We start from the raw sequence: 22,986 nt of genomic DNA, 5'->3' as shown, positions 1-22,986 counted from the left end.
GCAAGGCTGGGTAGTATGCGAAAAGGGGCGACTTTCGGGTCGCCCCTCTTTTATTTTCCTCAGTGAACACGCCAGCTATGTCCAGACACCTCGACCGTGGGCGGGAAACGCTCATGGACCTCTTCCACGGCCATCGCCTCGCCGATGAGCGTGGTCTTGCGGATGCCGCACTCGAGCGTGCCTTGCAGACGTCTGAATACCAACCAGAAGCCCTGCTCTGGAAAGGTATCGACGCCCTGTCTCAGGACGCCAGGCTTGCCTTTGTTTTTTTTAGTAACGCCATCCATGCATTCCCGCAACGCGCGGATGTTCACGCCCTGATCGGGCGCAGCATTCTTGCCCAGAATCAACCCGCACTCGCCAGCCGCTATCTGACAGCTGCCTGGGAGAAACTGCCTGACGAACCCGCACTGCGCATGATGCTCTGGCAGGCGCGCAGCCAGTCCGAAACACCTGAAAAACTGCGCCGTATCATCCTCGCCCAACTGCCCGACATCACGGCGGCCAATGAATTGGCGTTCGTGCTTAAACTTCTGGCGGCACAACAGGACACGCCAGGCACAGTAGGCGTTGTGCGGTATTTGCCAGAACTTCAGGAAATTCATGGCTGGGCCATTGACCTGCGCAATCTGCAGACTCCGGCCGCGTTGCAACTGGAGGCCAACGGGCACGTGATCAGCATGACCGCCAGCGCGCCAAACCCGCTGCTCACGGCTGCCGGGTTGCCGGCAACGCACGGTGGTATTCGTATCAGGGTTCCCAACGCCACGCCCGCGGTGCATGTGCGTTTCGTAACGGGCCACACCCTGCTGGGCAGTCCAGTTGTCGCCACGCCGGGTTTTCTGCCGCCGCCGCCCGTCGCGCACGTCGGCGAGAAACAACCGGTGGATGTGCTGATTCCGGTGTTCAACGGTTTGGAAGAAACACTGGAGTGCATCAACAGCGCACTAAGTGCCCGCAAGCTCAACCGTACGCCTCATCGCGTGGTAGTGATTGAGGATGCGACACCGATTCCCGCTTTACGCAAAGCCCTCAAGGTACTGGCCAGCAAAGGCAGGATCACGTTGGTGCAAAACCCGGTCAATCTGGGTTTCATCCGCAGCATGAACCGCGGCATGGCCTTGAGCCCAAAGCAGGATGTGGTCTGGCTCAACGCCGACACCCGGGTGCATGGCGACTGGCTTGATCGCCTGCGCACGGTGGCTTACAGCGCCGAAGATATCGCCTCGGTCACGCCGTTCACCAATAACGGCGAATTGATGAGCTTCCCGGTCAGCCGTGTCAGCCAGCCGATGCCGAGCGCAACAGATCAGGCGCAGCTGGACGAACTGGCGAAACTCACCGGCAGCCCTGCAATGGAAATCGAAACCGGCTGTGGCTTCTGCCTGTACATCAAGCGCAGCGCCATCGACAGTGTTGGCTACCTCGATGACGTTCATCTGCTGCGCGGTTACGGCGAAGAAACCGACTGGTGCCTGCGTGCACGCGCTTTAGGCTGGCGACACATGGGAGCGCCAAGCGTCTTCGTCGCGCATCAAGGCGGAATTTCCTTCGGTGATGAAAAGGCCCTGCGAGTGGCCCACAACAATGCCATTCTCAGGCGTCGCTACCCGGACGCATCGGCGCGTTTTCAGGACTTTTGCCAGCTCGATCCAATCAAGCCGGCGCGCGAAGCCCTGCAACGCGCACGCCTGGCGCAGTTGGCCAAGCAAATGACCGCCTGCCCGACGCGCCTATGGCCCGCCCAAGACATGAAACAACTGCACATCCAGACCTCGGCAGCGCGTGAAGTACCGCTGAGCCTGACCTGGCGTAACCTGGGTCAACGCACCCACGTCACCTTGCACGCTCAGCTGCAACCGTTGGCATTCAGTCTCGACTACGAGCTGCCGACCGACAGCCATCGCTTGCTCGAAGACCTGCAAAGCCTGCCGCTGGATGAATTGATCTACCAGCAACTGGCCGCCTGCCCTGCCGAGCTTTATCAACTGCCGGCCAGCCTTGCCAAACCATATCGCATCGTCTGCCGTGACGACACTTTGCTGCAGCAGAACAGTGCCGCCAACTGGCCAGCTTTCGCCGCACAGGCACTCAGCGTTCAATTGCCCTGGTGCGCACTGCACGAGCGTTATGCAGCCGCTCTGCCAAGCGCAACAATCGTCATCGAACAGCAACGTGAATCCCTGCAGGCAAACGAAACCGCTCCTCGCACCCTGCTAATCGCAGACAGCCTGAGCGACGCAAAAATCGCCGGACAATGGCTGGAGCTGGGAAGGCGCATCACTCGGGAAAAACTACCCGTCCTGTTGCTCTCTCATGGTAGCGGCCCGTGGTTCAAATCCCTGCTCGCCACTGGCGCAGTTCATGCGTTACCCAAAGTGCAAAGTCTGGATCTCGCAGACCGCGTTTTGCTGGCAGGTTGTAAAGGTGCCCTGAGCCTGGAAATGAACCCAGGGGCCAGCTGGAATGCACCAAACCTGGCCGCTGAACTGGGCCTGCCGCTGTACGCCATACCAGGCGCGATCGCCACCGAGGCAGGCGCGCTGTCCATTAACCTGTTACCTATTTCACCGAGCCGGGCCTGATGTCAGAAGAAGTATTGGATAAGCTCATCGCGAATGAACGACTGGTCGTCGAGTCAACCCTGAAGGGCGCCATCACCGGTCTTTACGGCGATGTGCTCCAGGGCTGGGCGCTGGATACTGCACGACCGGACCAGCGCTTGGTCGTCGAAATCTGCATTGACGGTGCCTGCGTAACCCTGGCCCGGGCCGACCAGTTTCAGCCCAACGCCAAAATGGGCGATCAGTTCCATGGCTTTGGCGTACAACTGCACCAAAGCTGGCTGGACGAAGCGCGCCACATCAGCGCCCGGATCGCCAATCAGGATTACTCGCTCGAAGGCGATTTACAGTTGCCTGCCGCGCCAAGCAAGGAGCCGGCCCCGATTGCCTCGCAAGTCTGGCATACCGGCGGGCTGCGCATCAGCGGCTGGTCCTGGGACGCGCAAGCCCCACGGCGACATGTCCAGATCACCGTTCGGGAAGACGGTCGCACATTGGCTCAAGCGACCTGCGATACGCATCATCAAGCCCTTGTCTATCGTGCAACCAGTGATCACGGCTTCAGCGTTGACCTCCCATGGGAATTGGCCGACGGCAAGCTGCACACGCTGCATGTGGAAAATGACCTCGGCCAACCGCTGTCCGGCAGCCCGATTCAACTGTGTTGCTGGCCCGAAGGCCTGGAAGGTTTGCTCAAACAACACAACCACGCGCCCGACGAGCAGACACTGGCGCTGCTGACCGAAGTCACCCGGGAACAGACAATGCGCTTGCCTAAGAGCGTCGGTTTCCATCATTACCCGCAGTGGTTCGAGTGTTTCCAGCGCGGAGCTCCGGACGCCCATCAGCAGCCACAGGCCCGAATCGGCCTGCTGTTGATTGGCGAAGGCGACAAGACGCTGGAAGAATCCAGCCTGATCAGCCTTGCCGAAAACCGTTCAGCGCCGGCCCAGATGGCCAAGGCCTCTGCCGATAACCTGCTGCCGGCGCTCAAGCAATTGCTCGAGTCCAGCTGTGACTGCGTTGTGCCGCTGATGGCAGGCGACCGCCTGGCGCCGCACGCGCTGGATCACCTGAGCGGGTTGTTGAGCGATGCCACCGCCTGGGGTTACGCCGACTGCGACCGGGATGGCCCGCAAGGTGAACGCAGTTTGCCCTGGCTCAAAACGGTCTGGGACATTGACCTGTTCATTGGCGCGGACCTGTTTAGCGCCGGGGCAATTTTCAGTACAGCAATCATTAACGAAGCGCTGGCCCTGCTCTCGCCTGCAGACGAACTGCAATCGCTGAGCTGGCATTACCTGATCGCGGGTATTGCGTTAGCCACCGAGAAAAACCAGGCCACTGTCGCGCATTTGCCACAGGTGCTGTATCACCGGAACCAGCAGTCACCGGCCAGCCCCGAACAGGCCTCGCCTTCCAGCGACCGCCTTCAAGCCATCGCCTGGCTGTGCGATTGCCTGGCGCCGGGCGCGACGGTCAGCGCCCTGCCCGACTTCCCGGCTCTGCTGCGTGCCCAATGGCCGCTGCCAGAAATCCTGCCCCGGGTCAGTCTGATTGTCCCGACCCGCGATCAGTACGCATTGCTGCACACCTGCATCGAAGGGCTGCTGAACAACACTGACTATCCAGAGCTGGAAATCATCATCGTCGACAACCAGTCCAGCGACCCGCAAACCCTGGCCTACCTCGCCGAACTCCCAAGTCGGGGCGTGAAGGTGCTGCCGCATCCTTACCCATTCAATTACTCGACCATCAATAACCGTGCTGCTGCCCATGCCACTGGTGAAGTGATCGGCCTGGTCAATAACGATATCGAAATCATCGAATCGGGCTGGCTCAAGGAAATGCTCAGCCAACTGCTGCGCCCTTACGTGGGAGCCGTCGGCGCCAAACTGCTGTGGCCCAACCGCATGGTGCAACACGCAGGCGTCGTCGTGGGTGTCAACGGACTCGCTGCGCACACCGGCAACACCTGGGAAGAACACGACGCTGGCTACCTGGCCTTCAATCAGATCACCCGCCGCCAAAGCTCCGTCACCGCCGCCTGCCTGCTGGTACGCAAGTCAGTGTTCGAAACCGTCAACGGCCTCGATGAACACGCCTTCCCGGTGGCGTTCAACGACGTGGACCTGTGCCTGCGTATCCAGCAACGCGGCCTGAACCTGATCTGGACCCCGTTCGCTAAATTGATCCACGCCGAATCCGCGAGCCGCGGCAAAGACCAAACCCCGGAAAAACGCGCCAGGGCTGTGCGAGAACAGCAGGGGTTTATTGACCGATGGTCCAAGGCAGGCCAAAGCGATCCGCACTATCACCCGGCGCTGAGTCTGGATTATTTGAGTGGGCCTTATGGGGGATTGGCGATGCCGCCTCGCGACGGTCTATCAAGACCGATAACATCAAGCCGCGCGGGCAAGGAAAAGTCTGCGCTATGAAACAAAAGGGGGTTGGCCGGACAATTAGAAGTTTGCTGCGCTCCAGCCGCCTCGCACTTCAGTGCACGGACATTACCGCGCAGCATAGCCTAACTCAAACAAAACGCCTTACGAGCCTTGCCTCTTCCGCAAGACAACCACTGCTCGTAAACAGTCACAGACATATAACAACTGGCAAGTCATCATGAAAAGTTTGTGCATCACAGGAAGTACTGCATCAGCGCTTAGAGAAATCGCGCGCCATGTCGAGGCCGCCGGTGCAAAGCCTGCTTTGGCAGCTCAACGCAAACCAGAAATTACAATGGGTGAGTGGCACGCCAAAGTGATGCCAACAATCCGTGACCTCAAAGAAAATGATGAAAACAGTATCAAAATTGGACGTGTATGGGAGCAACTAGCGGGAGATATATTTTATAGCAATCATCAAGAAAATCTTTGGTACTGGGATGAAGAGAAAAGCTTTGAGTTGCTGAGCTTTTGGGCGGACTTTGATCCAAATATTTATTTTTTAATCGCGCACACCCCGCTGGAGCTTTTGCTTCAGCAGACATTTGAATCCGCCCCATTAACTGCCGACAGCATTGAAGCGATAACCAAGGAATGGATCACTAAGACTGAACGAATTCTTTCGTTCAAAAAACAGAACATTGACAAGTGTGAGATCATAGACGTCAACGACTACCGTTTAATTCCTGAAGCATATCTTAACTTGCTCTCGGGGGCTTGGAGATTATCGCTGGACGTTTCAAAAATAAGTAGCACAGTCGAAAAACCTGTAGAGACTTCATATTACTACCTATGTTCAGAGCTTTCTAACGCATTTCCCAACCTGCTACGCTTAAAATGCGAAGTTTTGTCTATGAAACTAAAGATTGTAGATCTAGCGGCAACCAATCAGAAAACCAGATTGAACGCATCTGTGGCTTGCTATAAAAAAAACTTGAATGTACCAGCCAAATCTATCACCAACTCACAACAGAAATACGTTGACCAGCTCCTATCCTTACAGGACAGCTTCGAAGATATTTCGTTGAAGTATAGCCAATTAGTAACTAAGAACAAACAGAACAAACAGAACAAACAGATTGATACGACATTACCGTCAAGCAAGCAAAAAACGCCAGGCAACAAAGAACTCAAAGTAAACGATCACTTATTGACAAATCTTCATCAAACACAAGAGCTCCTCGAAAACCAAGTCTTGGAACTCAGAGTCACAAAGGAGTTGTTGTCGGACTATAGGGACCTGGCAGTATCGACAGTTAATAAACAGTCCAAACCTTGGCTTCTAGAAAGCTTCAATATTATTAAGCACGCCAAGTACGGCAAAAAACGCTTGAGCAAACTTCGTTGCAGCCTGAAAAACCTGTTCATCAACGGAGTATTGACACCTCAATTAAACATTGAAATCCAGTACACGGATACCATGGCGGGGATAGTTTTCCTTCGAGAAAGGACTGAAACCTCTACCCCTCTACAAGTTTGGCCCTTTGAGCAGTCCGAAGCGCTGGAACTTAAGTGCATGCCGGCGGAGGGGTCTCCTCTAGTAGGAGATAACAAGATTCTTAGCTCACTAGGCGCTAGTGACTGGACACTTTTATTAGCTATCGCAGAAGTGGTAAAAGACCGTATCGAAAATGACACAACAGAAGTTGTCAAGTCAAGCGACAGAGAAAAGATTGTTAAATCATTATTTGCCCTAGAAATAACCCTGAAAAACTGGCCGTTGATGCTTCGTTACGATTCCAGTGAATGTTCTGGACTCCGGACACGTGAAAGTTATAGCTCACTGGAATTTAAGATGACCAACTTGAGCATCGGGCAGACGACATGGTCTGCAATTGATTATCGGTTGTCGACGGTCGATGAAGTTGATGGCGAGTTTGGAGTTAACCCTCGTTTAGAATTCCTGCCTAGTACACGACAAGCGATACAAGGGTGGTTTGCTGAAAGCGATGACATTGATCGGGGCGCCCGGTTAGAACTTCGATTCGCACTACCAGACCTATTAGATATCCACGTTTGGAGTAAACTCACCGAACTGGACCACCTCTTGATTAGCGGCATAGTCAGCAACCTTCCTCGACAATTAACATCGCTAAAAAACATTAGTACTACCGATATGACAAAATGGAATTCACTAGCAGCCAACATCCGGATGATTCTTAAACAGAATACGGCCCCACGCCGAATGACAACCCAAGCATGATCTAAAAAATGAACGTGCAACTAAATCCTCGCCTAACCAGGCAGTTAGCTACACGTTACTCGTAGGGCGTCCGAGTGTGTATTGACGAGCCATAAATTTTTGCCAGTTTCAAGATGAGGGGCGTGAACCATGGAAAACAAATCAAGCGGTACAGCACTTAGGGAAGGTAATGCTGCCCTGAGAGAGAAAAAATATTCTATCGCCCTTGAAAAATACAAGCAGGCTTTGATTGAGTTACCCGAACTGACATCCGCAATCGAATTTAATATTTCGCTGACCCAACAGTATCTGGGTGAAGCACTAGAAATTAATAGTATAGAGTCCCATTCAGCTACCTCGCCACCTGCCGTTTTCACTTCTAGTAGTCCGAAACAAAAGACTCAAACGGAGCCAGAAAAAAGACAAAAGCGTGTCATGAGAGGATATTTCGATCGCCTTGATGAAACAGGACTTTCTGGCTGGGCAATCAATGAAAAAGAGCCGAACACACCGGTTGAACTAAGTATATTTGTTGACGGCATTCATTTTCTAGATATTCAGAGTTCCGAACCTCGCAAAGATTTAATTTCAAAAAATATTCAAGGTGCGAAAGCAGGTTTTCAAATAAATTGGCCGAGCGGTTTGTTCAACAATGGCACTGACTTCGATGTAAGATTCAAAAATAACGAAAAATCACTGTCAAAGAGTCCAAAAAGTTTCCCCGGCGAGGCAGCTTCAGCCGCGACTAATAGCACTCGCTATTTGGATGAGCTTAGAAGCGGGCTAATACGCTACACCACGGTCATCGTACCAATATACAACGCATATGATGCTGTAAGTGAGTGCATTTCATCACTGATTGATCACACGTCAATAGATGTAAAGATATTGCTCATCGACGACTGTAGCACGGACTCCAGGATTGGAGCACTGCTTTCAAAATATGAGCACAATGATCAATTCGTAATTATCAGAAACGCTAGCAATCTCGGTTATACCTGCACCATCAATAAAGCGATTAAAGCCTGTCAGGCCGACGATGTAGTTCTACTCAACAGCGATACTGTCGTTACAAACCGCTGGCTAGATAATCTGCGCTACGCTGCATATTCCCAAGCCTTGGTTGCTACGGTTACAGCAATGTCGGATAACGCGGGGGCGTTTTCTGCACCTGAGATCGGCGTATTCAATCCTATCCCACCGCATTTAGATACTTCTTCATATGCCAGAATCATCACAAATTCAGCTGACGGCAGATCGCTACAAGTGCCTACCGGTAATGGCTTCTGCATGTTTATTCGCAGGGCAGCAATGGAGACTCTTGGCTTATTTGATGAGAAAAAATTTCCACGCGGATACGGTGAGGAAAATGATTTTTGCATGCGAGCACTTAGGCAAGGGTGGAAGAATCTCGTTTGCAACAAAGCATACGTATATCATAAGCGATCTCAAAGTTTCCAGGGAGAGAAGGTCAAGCTTATGGCATCCGGAGCCGCTCAGTTAGGATTGGACTACCCTGATTATAAGCACCTAACCAAAAGGTTCCGCGATGTGGAGTTCACATATGTTCGACATAAAGCCCGAACCGGAATCGCCACTAAAAATAGAGATAATGCTAGGCCGCGGATCCTATATGTTATCTCGACTCAGACCGGGGGCACCCCCCAAACGAACCTAGACTTAATGCGCTCTATGGTCGGTCGATATGAGTGCTTTCTGCTTCGCTGTGACTCGAAGGTGATCACGCTGTCCCAGCTGATCGGTAACGTACTATTTGTACAAGAGACGCATACTCTTACAAAGCCCATCGAGCCAACAACACATGTATCAGAGGAATATGATCGTGTTGCGCTAGACATTTTATATCGCTACTCCATTGATATGGTGCATATCAGGCATATCGCATGGCACGGAATGGGACTTGCAGAGGCCGCAAAATCTATCAACCTTCCAGTCATTTACTCGTCCCACGATTTTTACGCTGTCTGCCCCTCATTGAATTTGCTGGATGAAAGTCTTAAATACTGCGGTGGAAGTTGTACAAAGGGATCCGGCACCTGTCAAATTGGCCTATGGGAGCCACATCAGCTCCCTCCGCTAAAAGACGCATTCATTCATCGCTGGCGGGAAATGTTCTCTAAGTTCTTTAGCTATTGTGACGTAATCATTAGCACGGCTCCTTCAGCGAGAGAAATATTCTTAAATTCATTCCCTGAAACTACTGAGAAGTTCGTGGTTATCCCTCATGGGCGTGACTTTGAAGGCTTCGAGCAGCCCAGTGATTTGGTTCAACCAGGCAAAATTAAGGTGTTGGTACCAGGAAATATATCTCGTTCAAAGGGTGCCCACCTTATCAAGGAGATTTCAGAGCTGGATGAGGAAGGGCTACTCGAATTTAATTTCCTTGGGAACGTGGCTGGTATCTTGAGTAAAGTTGGCGTGCACCACGGCCAATATGAAAGAGCCGAGTTTAAAGATAAAGTCAAGCAAATAGCTCCTACAGTCGGTATGGTATTATCCATCTGGCCGGAAACTTACTGCCATACACTTACAGAGATGTGGGCATGTGGTATTCCTGTTTTCGGTATCGATGTGGGAGCTGTCGGTGACCGTATTCGCGAGTCAAATGCTGGCTGGCTAATCTCCCCTAACAGCACTGCCCGTGAAATCTACGACGAAATTATAAAAGAGGTAACCAACAGATCCGGTTTTACTCAGCGGGCAATAGCATTGAGAAAATGGCAAGCCACCGAAGGCGTATGGAATAACACCTCAACGATGGCGGCCGAGTACAGGCTCATTTATCAGAATCTGTTGCATGAAACGGCGACAATGGGTGCTCGGATAGGTCTGCTTATCAAAGGCAAGCAAACCCATCCTGCGACAGCATACATAAGGGTACTTCAGCCTCTCCGGGAACTGGAGAACTGTCTCAATAAAGTCGACATCCGACAGGTCGATACAGCATGGATACTCGCTGGTGGTGCGGAAAAGCTGGATGCCTTGATAATCCAGCGCGACGCAATCCCGGCCAAACATGCTGATGGTGTGATAACTAAACTCAAAGAAGCCCATATTCCCTACATCTACGAAATTGACGACATGCTTTGGAACCTGCCCGTCAGCCACGGCGACCATTCAATTGACACAGCTCAAAAGAAGGCCATTAAAAAACTGGCAGGAAACGCTGCATTGGTAACAACTTCTACCGAGACTCTCTCCGAAAATCTAAAACAATTTAACTCCAATATCCTCGTGATTCCAAATTCGCATAACCGATCGCTATGGCAAGAGCCCATAGCCCTCGCGTACTTAAATCGCGTCCACGAAGAAAACGGCTTGGGAGGAAAGCGTCAGCGCATTTTGTATATGGGCACTAAGTCCCATGCGACAGATCTTGCCATTATTATTCCGGCAATAGAGGAGATTGTCCGCAGAAATCCTGACACGGAGATAATTCAGATCGGTGGAGGGGTTGCGCTACCATACGCTCGGGAACTGGTAGTTCCAGTCGAAATTCGGACCTACCCCGAATTCGTACTATGGTTTAGATCTGTCTGCTGCCAGGTCACTATCGCATTAGCTCCACTGGAGGACACCTTATTTAACTCTGCTAAATCCGATATCAAAGCCCTTGATTACGGGTTTGCAGGGGTACCCGCGGTATACAGCAACGTTGGCCCCTATGCCTTGTCCATTGAAAATAATAGGACTGGATTATTGGCCGAAAACTCTATAGAAAACTGGATACACGCTATAGAAAAATTGTTGTCAGATGAGGCCCTTCAGATGACAATCCGTGAAGAGGCTCTTGCAGAATGCATGCGTCGTGCAGAAATCAACATCATCACGCGTCCTTGGCTTGCGGCTTTCGACTTAGTGGTTTCATCACAACTTGAACGAAGCTATGCAGATAAGTCACGCCTAGTCAGCCCTGCGAGCACTACTTTCAAAGCGGGGGCTGATCCATGCCAATGACAACCATAGTGGTTTCGCAGGCCCCTGGCGTTATCAATAGTGCACTCTTGAAACATTGGTATTTGGATGATCCCAAGCCTGGATCCTTAGACTCGTCGGCAGAAAAAAGCGTTAAGGTCCGCGGCTGGGTTGTTCCGCAGCCCGGCTGCACCGTAGCATCTGTCGTACTACAGCATGGCGATAATACATTTGAGTTCAAGTTAACAGAAAAACGCATGGATGTGGCCCGCCGCTTTGAAAGCCTCGGGATGCCCGACGCAACCTCACCCAGATGCGGGTTTAACTTCAAACTAAATATCGAAAGAGGAAAATTTAGAATAGGTTTCAAATTCGACGACGTGATAGTTTGGGGCGCGTCAATTGATGTTGTCGTGACACTCAAGGTTGAGGAAGGCTCAGACGGTTGGCTTTTCTTGGGGAACGATACCAATCGAAGCATGGAGCAATTTTCAGGTAAGCGCTTATTAACGGATGAGGAGTTAGGGCTTTGGGATCAGTACTTTAATTCAGTTAGAGACCTCAGTAAGGCTAGAGCGTTTAAGTACAGCTTCGTTTTGGCCCCGGCCAAGGAATTCTGCGTTCCTGAGCACTATCCCGTTCAACGGGGCGAGAAAAACACTGTTGACCAGTTCCTAGCTTTGTTCAAGAATCAAAATCAGATCTTGTGGCCGCGCGACGAACTAGCACAGGACAAAGAGCAAACATACTGGAAAGGCGACACTCACTGGAGCGATTATGGCGCGTATGTTACAGCATTACTCGCCTTAAAAGGTCTTGAGTTAAACACTGACCCTTGTGAACAACTTCCACCATATGCAATGCTTAGACGAGCTGGCGACTTGGGCGGCAAGTTAAGCCCACCTAAAAAGTTTGCTGTCGCTACAGCAGATTTTTCCGCGATAAATCGCCACCTAGTGTTTGACAATGAAATTCATAATCATGGAAGAATCCGGATTTATCAATACACCGCGCCAAAATATCCGAGCTCGACATGTATCTGCTTTGGGGATTCTTTTTCTGTAAATCTGATCCCGTGGTTGGTACCCTATTTCGGCCGACTGATCTATGTACATTCTGCGGCTGCGCTCGACTTAGACTTACTTGAGTTCGAGAAACCAACGCATGTTTTATTTCAAACCAACTCCCGATTTATAATAAGCCCTCCCAAGATCGAGGGTAATCTGAAGGAATCGATGATATCCAAGCTCAAACTTTTCAGTGATGAAAAAAGACTATTGCTAACTAGAAAATTTGAAGACTCACTTAGATCCCGTTGTGAAAATCATTTCTATTATGAGTTAATGCTGACCATGCTTGAATCAGCGTCTAAAAATTAGTAGACGCATTTCACGGTATTTTAACTAAATAACTTAGATGCGTAGGAAACCGTCGCATGAAAATTGCTGTTGCTGGTACTGGCTATGTTGGACTTTCCATTGCGGTATTATTATCTCAACATAATGAAGTCGTAGCACTTGATATTAGCGACGACAAAGTTGAAAAAATCAACAACGGCATATCCCCTATCGTCGATTCGGAGCTTGAAGATTATCTTAGAAATAAAAATCTTAATCTTTGCGCGACATTAGACAAACATCATGCATATAACGGAGCTAGTTACATCGTAATTGCAACCCCTACAGATTACGACCCAATAACAAACTATTTCAATACTGACTCGGTTGAGTCGGTAATCGCTGATATTATTTCAATCAACCCCGATGCGACGATAATAATTAAATCGACCGTCCCGGTAGGCTTTACTGCGAAAATGCGTACAAAGTTTCAGGTTGATAATATAATATTTTCACCTGAATTCCTTAGAGAAGGTCGTGCGCTCCACGATAACTTACATCCGTCCAGAATAATCGTAGGCGAACGCTCTGAACGTGCTGAGCGTTTCGCTGGCCTACTTTCTAATGGCGCTGCAAAATCTGAGATCTCGTTACTTTTCACGGAGTCAACTGAAGCGGAAGCTATCAAACTATTCTCGAATACCTTCCTAGCGATGCGTGTGGCTTACTTCAACGAACTGGACACTTATGCGGAAGTTCACAACCTTGACTCCCGACAAATAATTGATGGCGTTGGCTTGGACCCACGCATAGGAAATCACTACCACAATCCTTCATTTGGATATGGTGGCTACTGCCTTCCAAAAGACACCAAACAATTACTGGCAAATTATGCTGAAGTCCCTAGTATCCTTATCAAGGCTATCGTGGACTCCAACACAGTTCGAAAGGACTTTATTGCAGAATCCATAATTTCTAAGGCTCCGAAGATAGTCGGCATCTATAGATTAATAATGAAACACAACTCGGACAACTTTAGAACGTCTTCTATTCAAGGGATTATGAAACGGTTGAAGGCAAAGGGAATTGAAGTAATTGTGTATGAACCCGTACTGACTGAAGGTCTCTTCTTCAACTCAAAAGTTATCACTTGCCTGGAGGAATTCAAGGCCAAATCCGACATAGTAGTTGCTAATAGAATGTCTGAAGAACTAAGCGACTGCATAGAAAAGGTTTACACCAGAGATTTGTTTGGACGAGACTAGTCATTGCAAAAAGCCAGGCAACATTACTCTATATACTGTTGCCTAGCGCCTTAATCTTTTAACACCTGAATCAGCTGGCTAGAATTTTCATCTTAAGCTGCTCAAGCTGTTGCAAGAGAGCCGCATCACCTAGGCAGTTTTCTGCATACATTTTGGGCGGCTCTATTTCCTGGTACCGTTCCTCCGGCAGGGTCACTACGGTGTATCTTCCGAAGCTCACATCGTTTCGAAGTATCCGATTAGGGTTTCCAACACTCACGCTGTTTGACGGAATATCTTTCGTCACTACAGTCTTTGCTCCAACAATGCTCCCCGAGTGGACTTTTACCCCTTTAAGTATCTCAGCCCCCCGGCCAATCCACACATGGTCTCCGATATATATGCTTTTCCCTGAGTTGATTCGATGACCAGACTTATCAAACACGGGGTGACCATCTGTATTTGTAATATAGACTTCTTCAGCGATCATGCAATCTTCACCTATACAGATATCATGACCTTCCGCCGCAGTAATATTACAAGTATTTGTGAAGGTGCTTCCTTTTCCAATGCTAATTGATACACCGTGCCCGAGTAATATATAGGCCCTTAGAAAGGATGTCCCTATATATATAACCGCATTACTAGCTCGAAAGTCAAAAATCGAATTTTTAATTTCCGCCCCGTCAGCAACGACTACTACATTATTCTCCCCTCTAAACTTTAGCTTCGTTGAAGCTGAATCTATATTACTGTAGTTATATATATAATTACCTTTGATTTTATGGACCCTGCGCGGGCCGAAGGTAAATAACTCTTTCATTCCACACCTGCTATTGATCATCAGCCAGAAAATGCATGTATCATATAGTCTACAGTTTCGCCAACCTATTTCAATAATTTGTTCATGTGTAAGTCGAATTATAAATATTCCTAAAAGCTCCTCTGACAAGCACCTTTCTTAGCGTTTGACATGGAGACAACTCTATAAGGCTAAGAAAAACGTTGCCATATGCGACTTCGGAGATCCTCGCTTGCATAAGGTGCCTAGCGTACTGACTATGTTGTTGAACCCAAGGCGATGTCAAAAAAATCAGTGAGCGCCGCGATTCGTTAGGCGCTAATCGCGGCGGTTGCGTCCGGGACTTCCCTAACCACTGTGTACTCAATAATGTGGGCAAGTTTTTGACCTCAGCCCTTTCGAATCGCTGAGTATGAAGCGATAATCCGGGGCATTCAGGATCAATATAAATGCCTACTGGACATTACATAATTGGTCGCAGCCCCGATGTGCAGAACCCTATTCCCTCAGAGACCCCCCAATGATCCTAGTAACAGGCGGAGCCGGTTTCATCGGCTCCAATTTCGTTCTGCAATGGTGTGCTCGCAATGACGAGCCTGTTTTGAACCTTGATGCGCTGACGTACGCCGGGAATCTGGCGAATCTGCAGGCGCTGGAGGGCAATGAGCAGCATCTTTTTGTGCAGGGAGACATTGGCGATGCGGCGTTGCTAGGGCAACTGTTTGCCGAGTACAAGCCGCGCGCCGTTTTGCATTTTGCTGCGGAGTCCCATGTGGACCGTTCCATTACAGGGCCGGAAGCGTTCGTTGAGACCAACGTAATGGGCACGTTCCGTTTGCTGGAAGCGGCCCGCGCGTATTGGAATGGCCTGGATGATACTGACAAGGCAGCGTTTCGCTTCCTGCATGTGTCCACTGACGAGGTCTACGGAACGCTGAGCGCCAATGACCCGGCCTTTACCGAGACGACGCCTTACGCGCCGAACAGTCCGTACTCCGCGAGCAAGGCAGCCAGTGATCACCTGGTGCGTTCTTACCATCACACCTACGGCATGCCGGTGCTGACCACCAATTGCTCGAACAACTACGGCCCGTTTCACTTTCCGGAAAAGCTGATTCCGCTGATGATCGTCAACGCGCTCGCCGGCAAGGCGTTGCCTGTCTATGGCGATGGCCAGCAGATCCGCGACTGGCTGTATGTCGAGGATCACTGCTCAGGGATTCGTCGTGTACTGGAAGCCGGCACCCTGGGCGAGACTTACAACATTGGTGGCTGGAACGAAAAGGCTAACATCGACATCGTCCATACAGTTTGTGCCTTGCTCGATGAGCTGGCCCCGGCCGATTCGCGCGGTGTAATCAATACGGTGACGGGGGTACCTGTTCAGCAGTACGCTGAGCTGATCAGTTACGTCACTGATCGCCCAGGCCATGACCGTCGTTATGCAATCGATGCTCGCAAGATTGAGCGCGAACTGGGTTGGAAGCCTGCGGAAACCTTCGATACCGGTATTCGTAAAACCGTGCAGTGGTACCTGGCCAATCAAGAATGGGTGACTGGCGTCATGGACGGCAGCTATCGCGACTGGGTTCAACAACAGTACGAGGTTACTCCTGCGTGAAGATCTTGCTGTTGGGTAAAAACGGTCAGGTGGGTTGGGAGTTGCAGCGATCGCTAGCGCCTTTGGGCGAAGTGATTGCGCTGGATCGCTCGGGCGGCGAAGGCTTGTGTGGCGATCTCGCCGATCTTGACGGGTTGGCCGCGACTGTTCGCAAGCTGGCCCCTGACGTCATCGTCAACGCAGCTGCCTATACTGCTGTAGACAAGGCGGAGTCCGAGGAGGCGCTGGCAGCACTGATCAACAGCGAAGCCCCAGGTGTACTGGCCCGCGAGGCTTCGGCGCTGGGTGCCTGGCTGGTGCATTACTCCACGGACTATGTGTTCGACGGCAGCGGTGAGCAGCGCTGGGAAACCGACGCGCCCACCGGCCCGTTGTCTTCATACGGCCGCAGCAAGCTAGCTGGCGAAGACGCGATCCGTGCGAACGGGGCCAAGGCTTTGATATTGCGCACCAGTTGGGTTTATGCCGCTCGCGGTCATAACTTCGCCAAGACCATGTTGCGTTTGGCGACCGAGCGCGACTCGCTAAACGTGGTCGCCGACCAGTTTGGCGCACCGACCGGCGCAGAGCTGATTGCCGACGTGACGGCGTTGATGCTATGCCAGGTGTTGCGCACGAAAGACTCGGCGGATCTGGCCGGAACTTATCACTTGGCCGCGGCGGGTGAAACGTCCTGGCACGGCTTTGCCCGCTATGTACTGCAACATGCCGAACAGAACGGGGTCACGCTCAAAGTATCTTCGGATCAGCTCGGTGCAATCGCCACTGAAGCTTATCCGCTGCCGGCTCCACGCCCGCGTAACTCGCGACTGGCACTTGGCAAACTCGAACACGCTTTTCAATTAAAAATGCCGTCTTGGGAACAAGGCGTACAACGCATGTTGGATGAAGTTCAGCACTGAGGTTTTTATGGCACGCAAAGGAATAATCCTGGCTGGCGGTTCCGGTACCCGTTTGCACCCGGCAACGCTTTCAGTCTCTAAACAGTTATTGCCGGTTTATGACAAACCGATGATTTACTACCCGTTGAGCACGCTGCTGTTGGCAGGGATTCGCGACATTCTGATTATCTCGACGCCGCAAGATACGCCGCGCTTTTCCCAGTTGCTGGGTGACGGCAGCCAGTGGGGTCTGAACCTGTCTTACGCCGTGCAGGCGAGCCCGGATGGTTTGGCCCAAGCGTTCACCATTGGTGCGGACTTTATCGGTAATGATCAATCGGCATTGGTGTTGGGCGACAACATCTTTTACGGTCATGACTTCCAGTCTCTGCTGAGCAACGCAAATAATCGCGAGTCTGGCGCGACGGTATTTGCTTACCACGTACAAGACCCGGAGCGTTATGGCGTTGCCGAGTTTGACGATGCTGGTCGAGTATTGTCGCTGGAAGAAAAGCCGAAGGTTCCAAAATCCAACTACGCGGTCACAGGTCTGTATTTCTATGACCGTCAAGTCGTCGATCTGGCCCGGGAACTCAAGCCCTCCCCGCGCGGGGAGCTGGAAATCACCGACCTGAACATGCTGTATCTGAAACAACAGCAATTGAATGTCGAGATCATGGGCCGCGGCTATGCGTGGCTGGATACCGGTACTCACGACAGCCTTCTGGAAGCTGGGCAGTACATCGCGACTCTGGAAAGGCGTCAGGGTTTGAAAGTCGCCTGTCCTGAAGAGATTTGCTACCGCGCTGGCTGGATCGACGCCGCCCAGCTCGAACGCCTTGCGCAACCGTTGTCCAAGAACGGTTATGGCCAGTACCTGAAAAACGTGCTCAAAGAAAAGGTGTTTTGATGCAAGCCCTGAAGTTGGAAATTCCAGAAGTCGTGCTGTTTACAGCAAAGCTCTTCGGCGATGACCGTGGCTTCTTTTATGAAAGCTTCAACGCTCGGGTGTTTTCGGAAGTGACCGGCTTGCAGCCGGACTTTTGCCAGGACAACCATTCACGCTCCGTGAAAGGCGTTCTACGCGGTCTGCACTACCAGTTGTCGCCCCACACACAGGGCAAATTGGTCCGGGTTACCCAGGGCGAAGTCTTTGATGTAGCGGTCGACATTCGCCGCTCATCGCCGACCTTCGGCAAATGGGTAGGGGCCGTGCTGTCAGCGGAAAACCGTAACCAGCTCTGGATTCCTGCAGGCTTCGCTCATGGCTTCATCACCCTGAGCGAAACTGCCGAGTTCCAGTACAAAACGACTGACTTCTACTCCACAAAAAGCGAACGTTGCATTGCCTGGAACGATCCCGCCATCGGCATTGAATGGCCTATGGATTGCACGCCTTTGCTGTCTGACAAAGATAAGAAAGGTTTGGCGTTGAGTGAGGCTGATCTCTTCGATTGATCAGTTTGCAAGGCGGGGTGGCTGAAGTAGGCTGCTACCTCGCACTTGCGTTGCAAGTCATCCAATTTCGTATTATCTCGCCCTGAAATGTCGCTTCACTCGTGGGAAATCAAGTGGCTACGGAACTAAAGTCGACCTAAGGCTTGGGTACTTCGAGGCCAACGCCCTTTCTCAGGTAGCGAGCCTATAGTCACCGCTTTAACAATCGGTGGTTATACACAGCCACTGAACGTGATTGGGCCATCTGCGGTACGGTCATTGATTCATTGATTTTCACCGTAACTGCACAGACAATTCCCCACTCCAGCTTTCTCGCCTCGATGCGAGTGGATGAATAGGACTATCATTGCAGGCGGACCTCACATGGAAAAAAACCTACGCAACGCAATCTCAGAGAACCAGGTTTATCTGGGCGTTCAGTTAAGTGATCTGCAGCTGTTCGATAAGTACTCCGCTCCCGAGGTACAGCCCTGCTCAGGGTTCTATACCGATTTTTCCGGTGTCAGAACCAGGCTGTCCTATTTTGGTATCGACAGCCACCCCGCAGAGCAGCAAATAGGAGCCATCCCCTTTCCCGATGACGCGTTGCATGCCGAGGCTATCGAGTATCTCGCCGCAATCGTTGCCCTTGAACAGGCAAAAGGTAGCTTCACGGTGGTTGAGTTGGGTGCTGGTTATGGCCCTTGGTTGGTGTTCGGAGCGAAAGCGGCCTTACGCCGAGGGATTTCCAACATCAACCTCATCGCGGTGGAAGCGGACCTGCAACGCCATCAACTCTTTTATACCAACCTTGCCGATAACGGGCTTCCCCTTCCACAAAGCCACACGCAACCTGGTGCTGGACAGACCAGCAGCGGGGTTCAGGTGCGCTGCATACATGGGGCGATTTCGGACCAGATCGGCAAGGTTTCATTCGGCTCGCAGAGTGTGCTGGACTGGGGCGCGTCGCCTATCGAGGGCTGTGGCAGCGAGGATTATCGCGGCATCACAGTAAAGGCTGAGGAGATTGACACCTACACTATTGAAGCCGTGCTGGAGGACGTGCCTGCCGTGGACTTCATGCACATGGATATACAGGGTTTTGAGTTGAAATCCATCCGTGCGTCCCTGGATGCATTGCAGCGTAAGGTGCGGGTGCTGCTGGTGGCCACTCATAGCCGGGCGTTGGAGGGCGGCATTATCGACCTGCTGCATAACAACGGCTGGAAGTTGCTTTATGAAAAGCCGTGTAAGTTCACACCGGGCAGCGATGCTGAGTTGACGGCATTGACCTATCTGGATGGGACGCAGGTATGGATTAATACCCGTTTCGGCAGCCCGGCCACGCAGGCTCAACCTACGGCAGAACTGCTAAGCATGCAGTCCCATCATGAGCAAACCCTTGAGGCAGTCTATCGGTCTACCAGCTGGCGTATTACCGCGCCGCTACGCTGGCTGAAAACCCGAATAGCGAGGTAGGCACGCGCCCTTGGGTTCTGCGAATCCCGCGAGCAAACCGCCCCCGTCAATGCACGGGGGCAAATGCCCAGACCTTCATGACCATATAGTTTAGTACCGGCACCACCAGTATCACCATGATCAAGCCAACACCGTAATGCCACCCCAGGTATTCAACTACCAAGGTGATCAATAACGTGAGGGTCAAGGACACCAGGGAAACCAGCAGGAAACGCCTGTAGCCCAAGAAGCTCACGGGAGTCTTGAAAGTGAACCGGCTGTTGAGCGAGTAAGACATCAGGTTGGCAAACACAAACGCAACGCCGTTCGCCAGAAAGGCAGGAGGTGCCAAGGCCTCCATCAGCGCAATGACGATGCCAGCATGTACCATCGTGTTCGCTACGCCTACCAGACCGAAGCGTATGAATTCATGGTATTTCGCGGGAATGATCATGCTGACTACCTGATCACGTCACGGACGATATACACCGGCCGCTTCTTGGACTCAGCAAAGATCCTGCCCACGTATTCACCCAGCACGCCGATCCCGATCAGTTGCACACCGCTGGCGAACAACACGGTGATCATGATCGAGGCGTAGCCGGGAGTGTCGATGCCAAAGAACAGGGTCTTGATCAACAGATAGGCGGCGTAGACGAACGACAGCGTCGATATCGCACCACCGAGGTAGGTCCATACTCTAAGAGGTGCAGAGCTGAAACTGGTGATGCCTTCGAGCGCGAAGTTCCACAGTTTCCAGGTATTGAAGCTAGTAGTGCCATGTTCACGGGGCGCTACTTTATATTCCACCGTGGTGGTGCGGAAACCCACCCAGGCAAACAGTCCCTTCATGAAACGGCGAGTCTCCGGCAAGGTTTTCAGTGCTTCGACTACCTTGCGATCCATCAGGCGAAAATCACCGACGTCAGCAGGGATATCGATATCTGAAATACGGTTATGCAGCTTGTAGAAGTAGTTGGCAGTCAGCTTTTGAATAGGTCGGTCTGTTTCACGGTCAACTCGCTTGGCTAGCACCACCTCAGCACCCTCTTCCCATTTTTCAATGAGCTCGATAACCACTTCGGGTGGATGCTGAAGATCGGAGTCAATTGGAATCACCGCATCGCCAGTTGCGAAATCAAGCCCCGCAGAAATGGCCGCCTCCTTGCCGAAGTTGCGCGACAGGTCGACAATGACTAAGTAATCGTTATCTGCCTTGGCCTTGACCAACTCCACGTAGGTCTGATCACGGCTGCCGTCGTTAATGGCGATGACTTCAAGGTCGTATCGGTCGGCCAAGGGCGCGAACACTTCATTGAGTCTATTGAAGAACGCCTGTACACCCTTTTCTTCGTTATAGAAAGGTGAAACAAGGGAAATCTTGCGCTTTATTAAGAGGGTCATTGTGCTTCACGCCCCGATTGATTGATACGGCAGATATGGGCAAAGTCGACGTCTTTACATGTAGGTTGCTGATCGGCCGGAAACAGGGCTTTCACCTGCTCCACTTGCGGAAGATCGCCCTTCACAAACACATATAAGGAATGGTCCAGCACCGATGCAGCGATTTCAGCCTTGGTGCTCTCGGCGCTACAGTTGGAGTTCGCGCGCGCGACATAGCCAGTGTTAATCTTGAGGTTGTGCACAGCGGCATAGCGCATGGTGGGCATCAACGTATTAAGAATCAGGTCAGAACGTCCGCAGCGGAATTTCGGATAGAAATACAGATACTGAATGTCGCTGGTAGCTTGCTGATCCCATGCAGACTGCGTCAATACTGCAGCAGCTGGACGCTTGGCAGTGTCGACAAGTCGATGGCGCAGGTTCGACAGGTCAGACACTTGCAACAGCACCAATGCAACCATGCACCCTGCAAACACAACTGTGCTGAGTCTCTTGTACAGGGTCGCGATGGCAAAAATGGTGACGCAGTATCCGACAGGCCAGAAGAAACGGCCAGAAGCACGGAACTGCGAAGTGATTCGGTCCATGAACGACGGATAGTTGATGGAAACTATTTGGTGGATACCGTAATAAACGATGTTAGATAACGCATAGGCCGTAAACAGTAACATCAGCGCGGCCAGTGCCCCATGCTTTGAAAAACTGCCCACTGCGGCCTTGCGGTTCAGTACGAGACTCAATGCAAATGCCAGGAGTACGCCAAGGCCCAGGTAGTTGAAGCCTTCATACTGGCCCGTCATTTCCGGGTTAGGAAATATCAGGTAATTGCCGCCATGAAAAGGTGATAGCAGGTTCATCGAGTACGTGCCGAACCCTGTCTCTGCCGCGACTGCCACTTGCTCCATCGGGAATATGGTCAGGAATAAACTCGCGCCGATTATCAGGAATGGTATAAGCGCCCGGCCTAGTTCGGCGGGCTGAAACTTCGCACGGTTGTACAGACAGCTGACCATATAAACGGCGCTTGCCATTACACATAAATAGATGTTGATGTAAAACGCAGCCACCAGCAGCAGTGACCAAGCCCAACGCTGCGGTTGACTGGTCCTTCTACACCGGATGTACAGTGCTAGGGAGCACAATATGATCCAGTGCGACATCAGTGATATATGGCCTAACCGCGTAGTGAGTGCTGGAAACGTCAACAAGCACACGATCAGCGCCAGCAAGGCAAGCCATGACTTTATCTGCAGTTCCCGGAGTATCCACCAGCCGCATACCGCTTGGCCGACAAATGCCAGGGCTACCCAGACTCCGAAGGGGTTGAATGGGGCAAAACTGGACGGCACAAAGAGCTTGAGCAACAACGCATACATGGGGATTGCGTCGACAAACGTTGCACGAGTGCCTTGGGGATAATTGATGCTATCGAAGGCCAGTAGGGGGTAGCTGAACGGTGAGCTGAAAAACGCATTGAAACCAGCAAAGTATTGAGTGACGTCGTCAACTTCAGTCAACCAATAAGAAGATGTACCTGCGACGAACCCGGCGGGGAAATATCGCCAGACAAATAGCAATCCAATTGCCAAAGCCACCGCAAAGCCGGCCCTCCCCGTCGAGTCAAGCTTGAAACCCATAATCAAAACACCCTGAAATTCATATTAGATAATGGCTGG

At 51.5% G+C, this 22,986-nt stretch carries 15 protein-coding genes; 11 read left to right on the top strand and 4 right to left on the bottom strand.

Annotated elements, in window-relative coordinates:
- The first annotated feature begins 113 nt into the window (after positions 1-113).
- The 6 genes from PFAS1_RS20085 (at position 114) to PFAS1_RS20060 (ending at position 13,728) form a co-directional block, all read left to right on the top strand.
- Complete coding sequence (locus PFAS1_RS20085; protein WP_076030275.1) at positions 114-2,585, top strand: glycosyltransferase family 2 protein; 2,472 nt, start codon at positions 114-116, stop codon at positions 2,583-2,585.
- The gene (locus PFAS1_RS20080) at positions 2,585-5,002 is read left to right on the top strand and encodes a glycosyltransferase family 2 protein (RefSeq protein WP_076030274.1); all 2,418 of its coding nucleotides are present in this window, start codon (positions 2,585-2,587) and stop codon (positions 5,000-5,002) included. Before PFAS1_RS20085 ends, PFAS1_RS20080 begins: the two co-directional genes overlap by 1 nt.
- A 184-nt stretch (positions 5,003-5,186) precedes the next feature.
- Positions 5,187-7,211 carry a hypothetical protein gene (locus tag PFAS1_RS20075; protein ID WP_156886734.1) on the top strand — a complete coding sequence of 675 codons (2,025 nt, stop codon included), beginning with the start codon at positions 5,187-5,189 and terminating at the stop codon, positions 7,209-7,211.
- Between the two features lie 129 nt (positions 7,212-7,340).
- Positions 7,341-11,168 carry a glycosyltransferase gene (locus tag PFAS1_RS20070; protein WP_076030272.1) on the top strand — a complete coding sequence of 1,276 codons (3,828 nt, stop codon included), beginning with the start codon at positions 7,341-7,343 and terminating at the stop codon, positions 11,166-11,168.
- Positions 11,159-12,505 (top strand): alginate O-acetyltransferase AlgX-related protein, encoded by a 1,347-nt coding sequence (locus PFAS1_RS20065; RefSeq protein WP_083671751.1) that lies wholly within the window; start codon positions 11,159-11,161, stop codon positions 12,503-12,505. Before PFAS1_RS20070 ends, PFAS1_RS20065 begins: the two co-directional genes overlap by 10 nt.
- Before the next feature lie 56 nt (positions 12,506-12,561).
- On the top strand, positions 12,562-13,728 hold the full coding sequence (locus tag PFAS1_RS20060; RefSeq protein ID WP_076030270.1) for a nucleotide sugar dehydrogenase: 1,167 nt from the start codon (positions 12,562-12,564) through the stop codon (positions 13,726-13,728).
- Positions 13,729-13,798: 70 nt separating this feature from the next.
- Here the strand turns inward: PFAS1_RS20060 and PFAS1_RS20055 are convergent, their stop codons facing one another.
- Positions 13,799-14,530 carry an acyltransferase gene (locus tag PFAS1_RS20055; protein ID WP_076030269.1) on the bottom strand — a complete coding sequence of 244 codons (732 nt, stop codon included), beginning with the start codon at positions 14,528-14,530 and terminating at the stop codon, positions 13,799-13,801.
- Positions 14,531-15,029: 499 nt separating this feature from the next.
- Between PFAS1_RS20055 and rfbB the strand changes: the two genes are divergently transcribed.
- The 5 genes from rfbB (at position 15,030) to PFAS1_RS20030 (ending at position 19,927) form a co-directional block, all read left to right on the top strand.
- Positions 15,030-16,130, top strand: a complete 1,101-nt coding sequence (gene rfbB, locus PFAS1_RS20050; protein WP_076030268.1) for a dTDP-glucose 4,6-dehydratase — start codon at positions 15,030-15,032, stop codon at positions 16,128-16,130.
- Positions 16,127-17,032: a dTDP-4-dehydrorhamnose reductase gene (rfbD, locus tag PFAS1_RS20045; RefSeq protein WP_076030267.1), complete on the top strand. Its 906-nt coding sequence runs from the start codon at positions 16,127-16,129 to the stop codon at positions 17,030-17,032. Before rfbB ends, rfbD begins: the two co-directional genes overlap by 4 nt.
- Positions 17,033-17,039: 7 nt before the next feature.
- Positions 17,040-17,921, top strand: a complete 882-nt coding sequence (gene rfbA, locus PFAS1_RS20040) for a glucose-1-phosphate thymidylyltransferase RfbA (protein ID WP_076030266.1) — start codon at positions 17,040-17,042, stop codon at positions 17,919-17,921.
- Complete coding sequence (gene rfbC, locus PFAS1_RS20035) at positions 17,921-18,469, top strand: dTDP-4-dehydrorhamnose 3,5-epimerase (protein ID WP_076030265.1); 549 nt, start codon at positions 17,921-17,923, stop codon at positions 18,467-18,469. Before rfbA ends, rfbC begins: the two co-directional genes overlap by 1 nt.
- Positions 18,470-18,832: 363 nt before the next feature.
- Positions 18,833-19,927 carry an FkbM family methyltransferase gene (locus PFAS1_RS20030; protein ID WP_076030264.1) on the top strand — a complete coding sequence of 365 codons (1,095 nt, stop codon included), beginning with the start codon at positions 18,833-18,835 and terminating at the stop codon, positions 19,925-19,927.
- 46 nt (positions 19,928-19,973) lie between these two features.
- Here the strand turns inward: PFAS1_RS20030 and PFAS1_RS20025 are convergent, their stop codons facing one another.
- Genes PFAS1_RS20025 through PFAS1_RS20015 form a run of 3 tightly spaced genes read right to left on the bottom strand, consistent with a single transcriptional unit; the run spans position 19,974 to position 22,947 of the window.
- Positions 19,974-20,360 (bottom strand): GtrA family protein, encoded by a 387-nt coding sequence (locus PFAS1_RS20025; protein WP_076030263.1) that lies wholly within the window; start codon positions 20,358-20,360, stop codon positions 19,974-19,976.
- 5 nt (positions 20,361-20,365) lie between these two features.
- Complete coding sequence (locus PFAS1_RS20020; protein WP_076030262.1) at positions 20,366-21,310, bottom strand: glycosyltransferase family 2 protein; 945 nt, start codon at positions 21,308-21,310, stop codon at positions 20,366-20,368.
- Positions 21,307-22,947, bottom strand: coding sequence for a DUF6311 domain-containing protein (locus PFAS1_RS20015; RefSeq protein ID WP_076030261.1), 1,641 nt, complete (start codon positions 22,945-22,947; stop codon positions 21,307-21,309). Before PFAS1_RS20015 ends, PFAS1_RS20020 begins: the two co-directional genes overlap by 4 nt.
- Positions 22,948-22,986 lie beyond the last annotated feature (39 nt).

Source organism: Pseudomonas frederiksbergensis (genome assembly GCF_001952935.1).
GTDB lineage: Bacteria > Pseudomonadota > Gammaproteobacteria > Pseudomonadales > Pseudomonadaceae > Aquipseudomonas > Aquipseudomonas frederiksbergensis.
The sequence above is the reverse complement of the archived record's forward strand: the minus strand, read 5'-3'. Positions and strand labels throughout refer to the sequence as shown.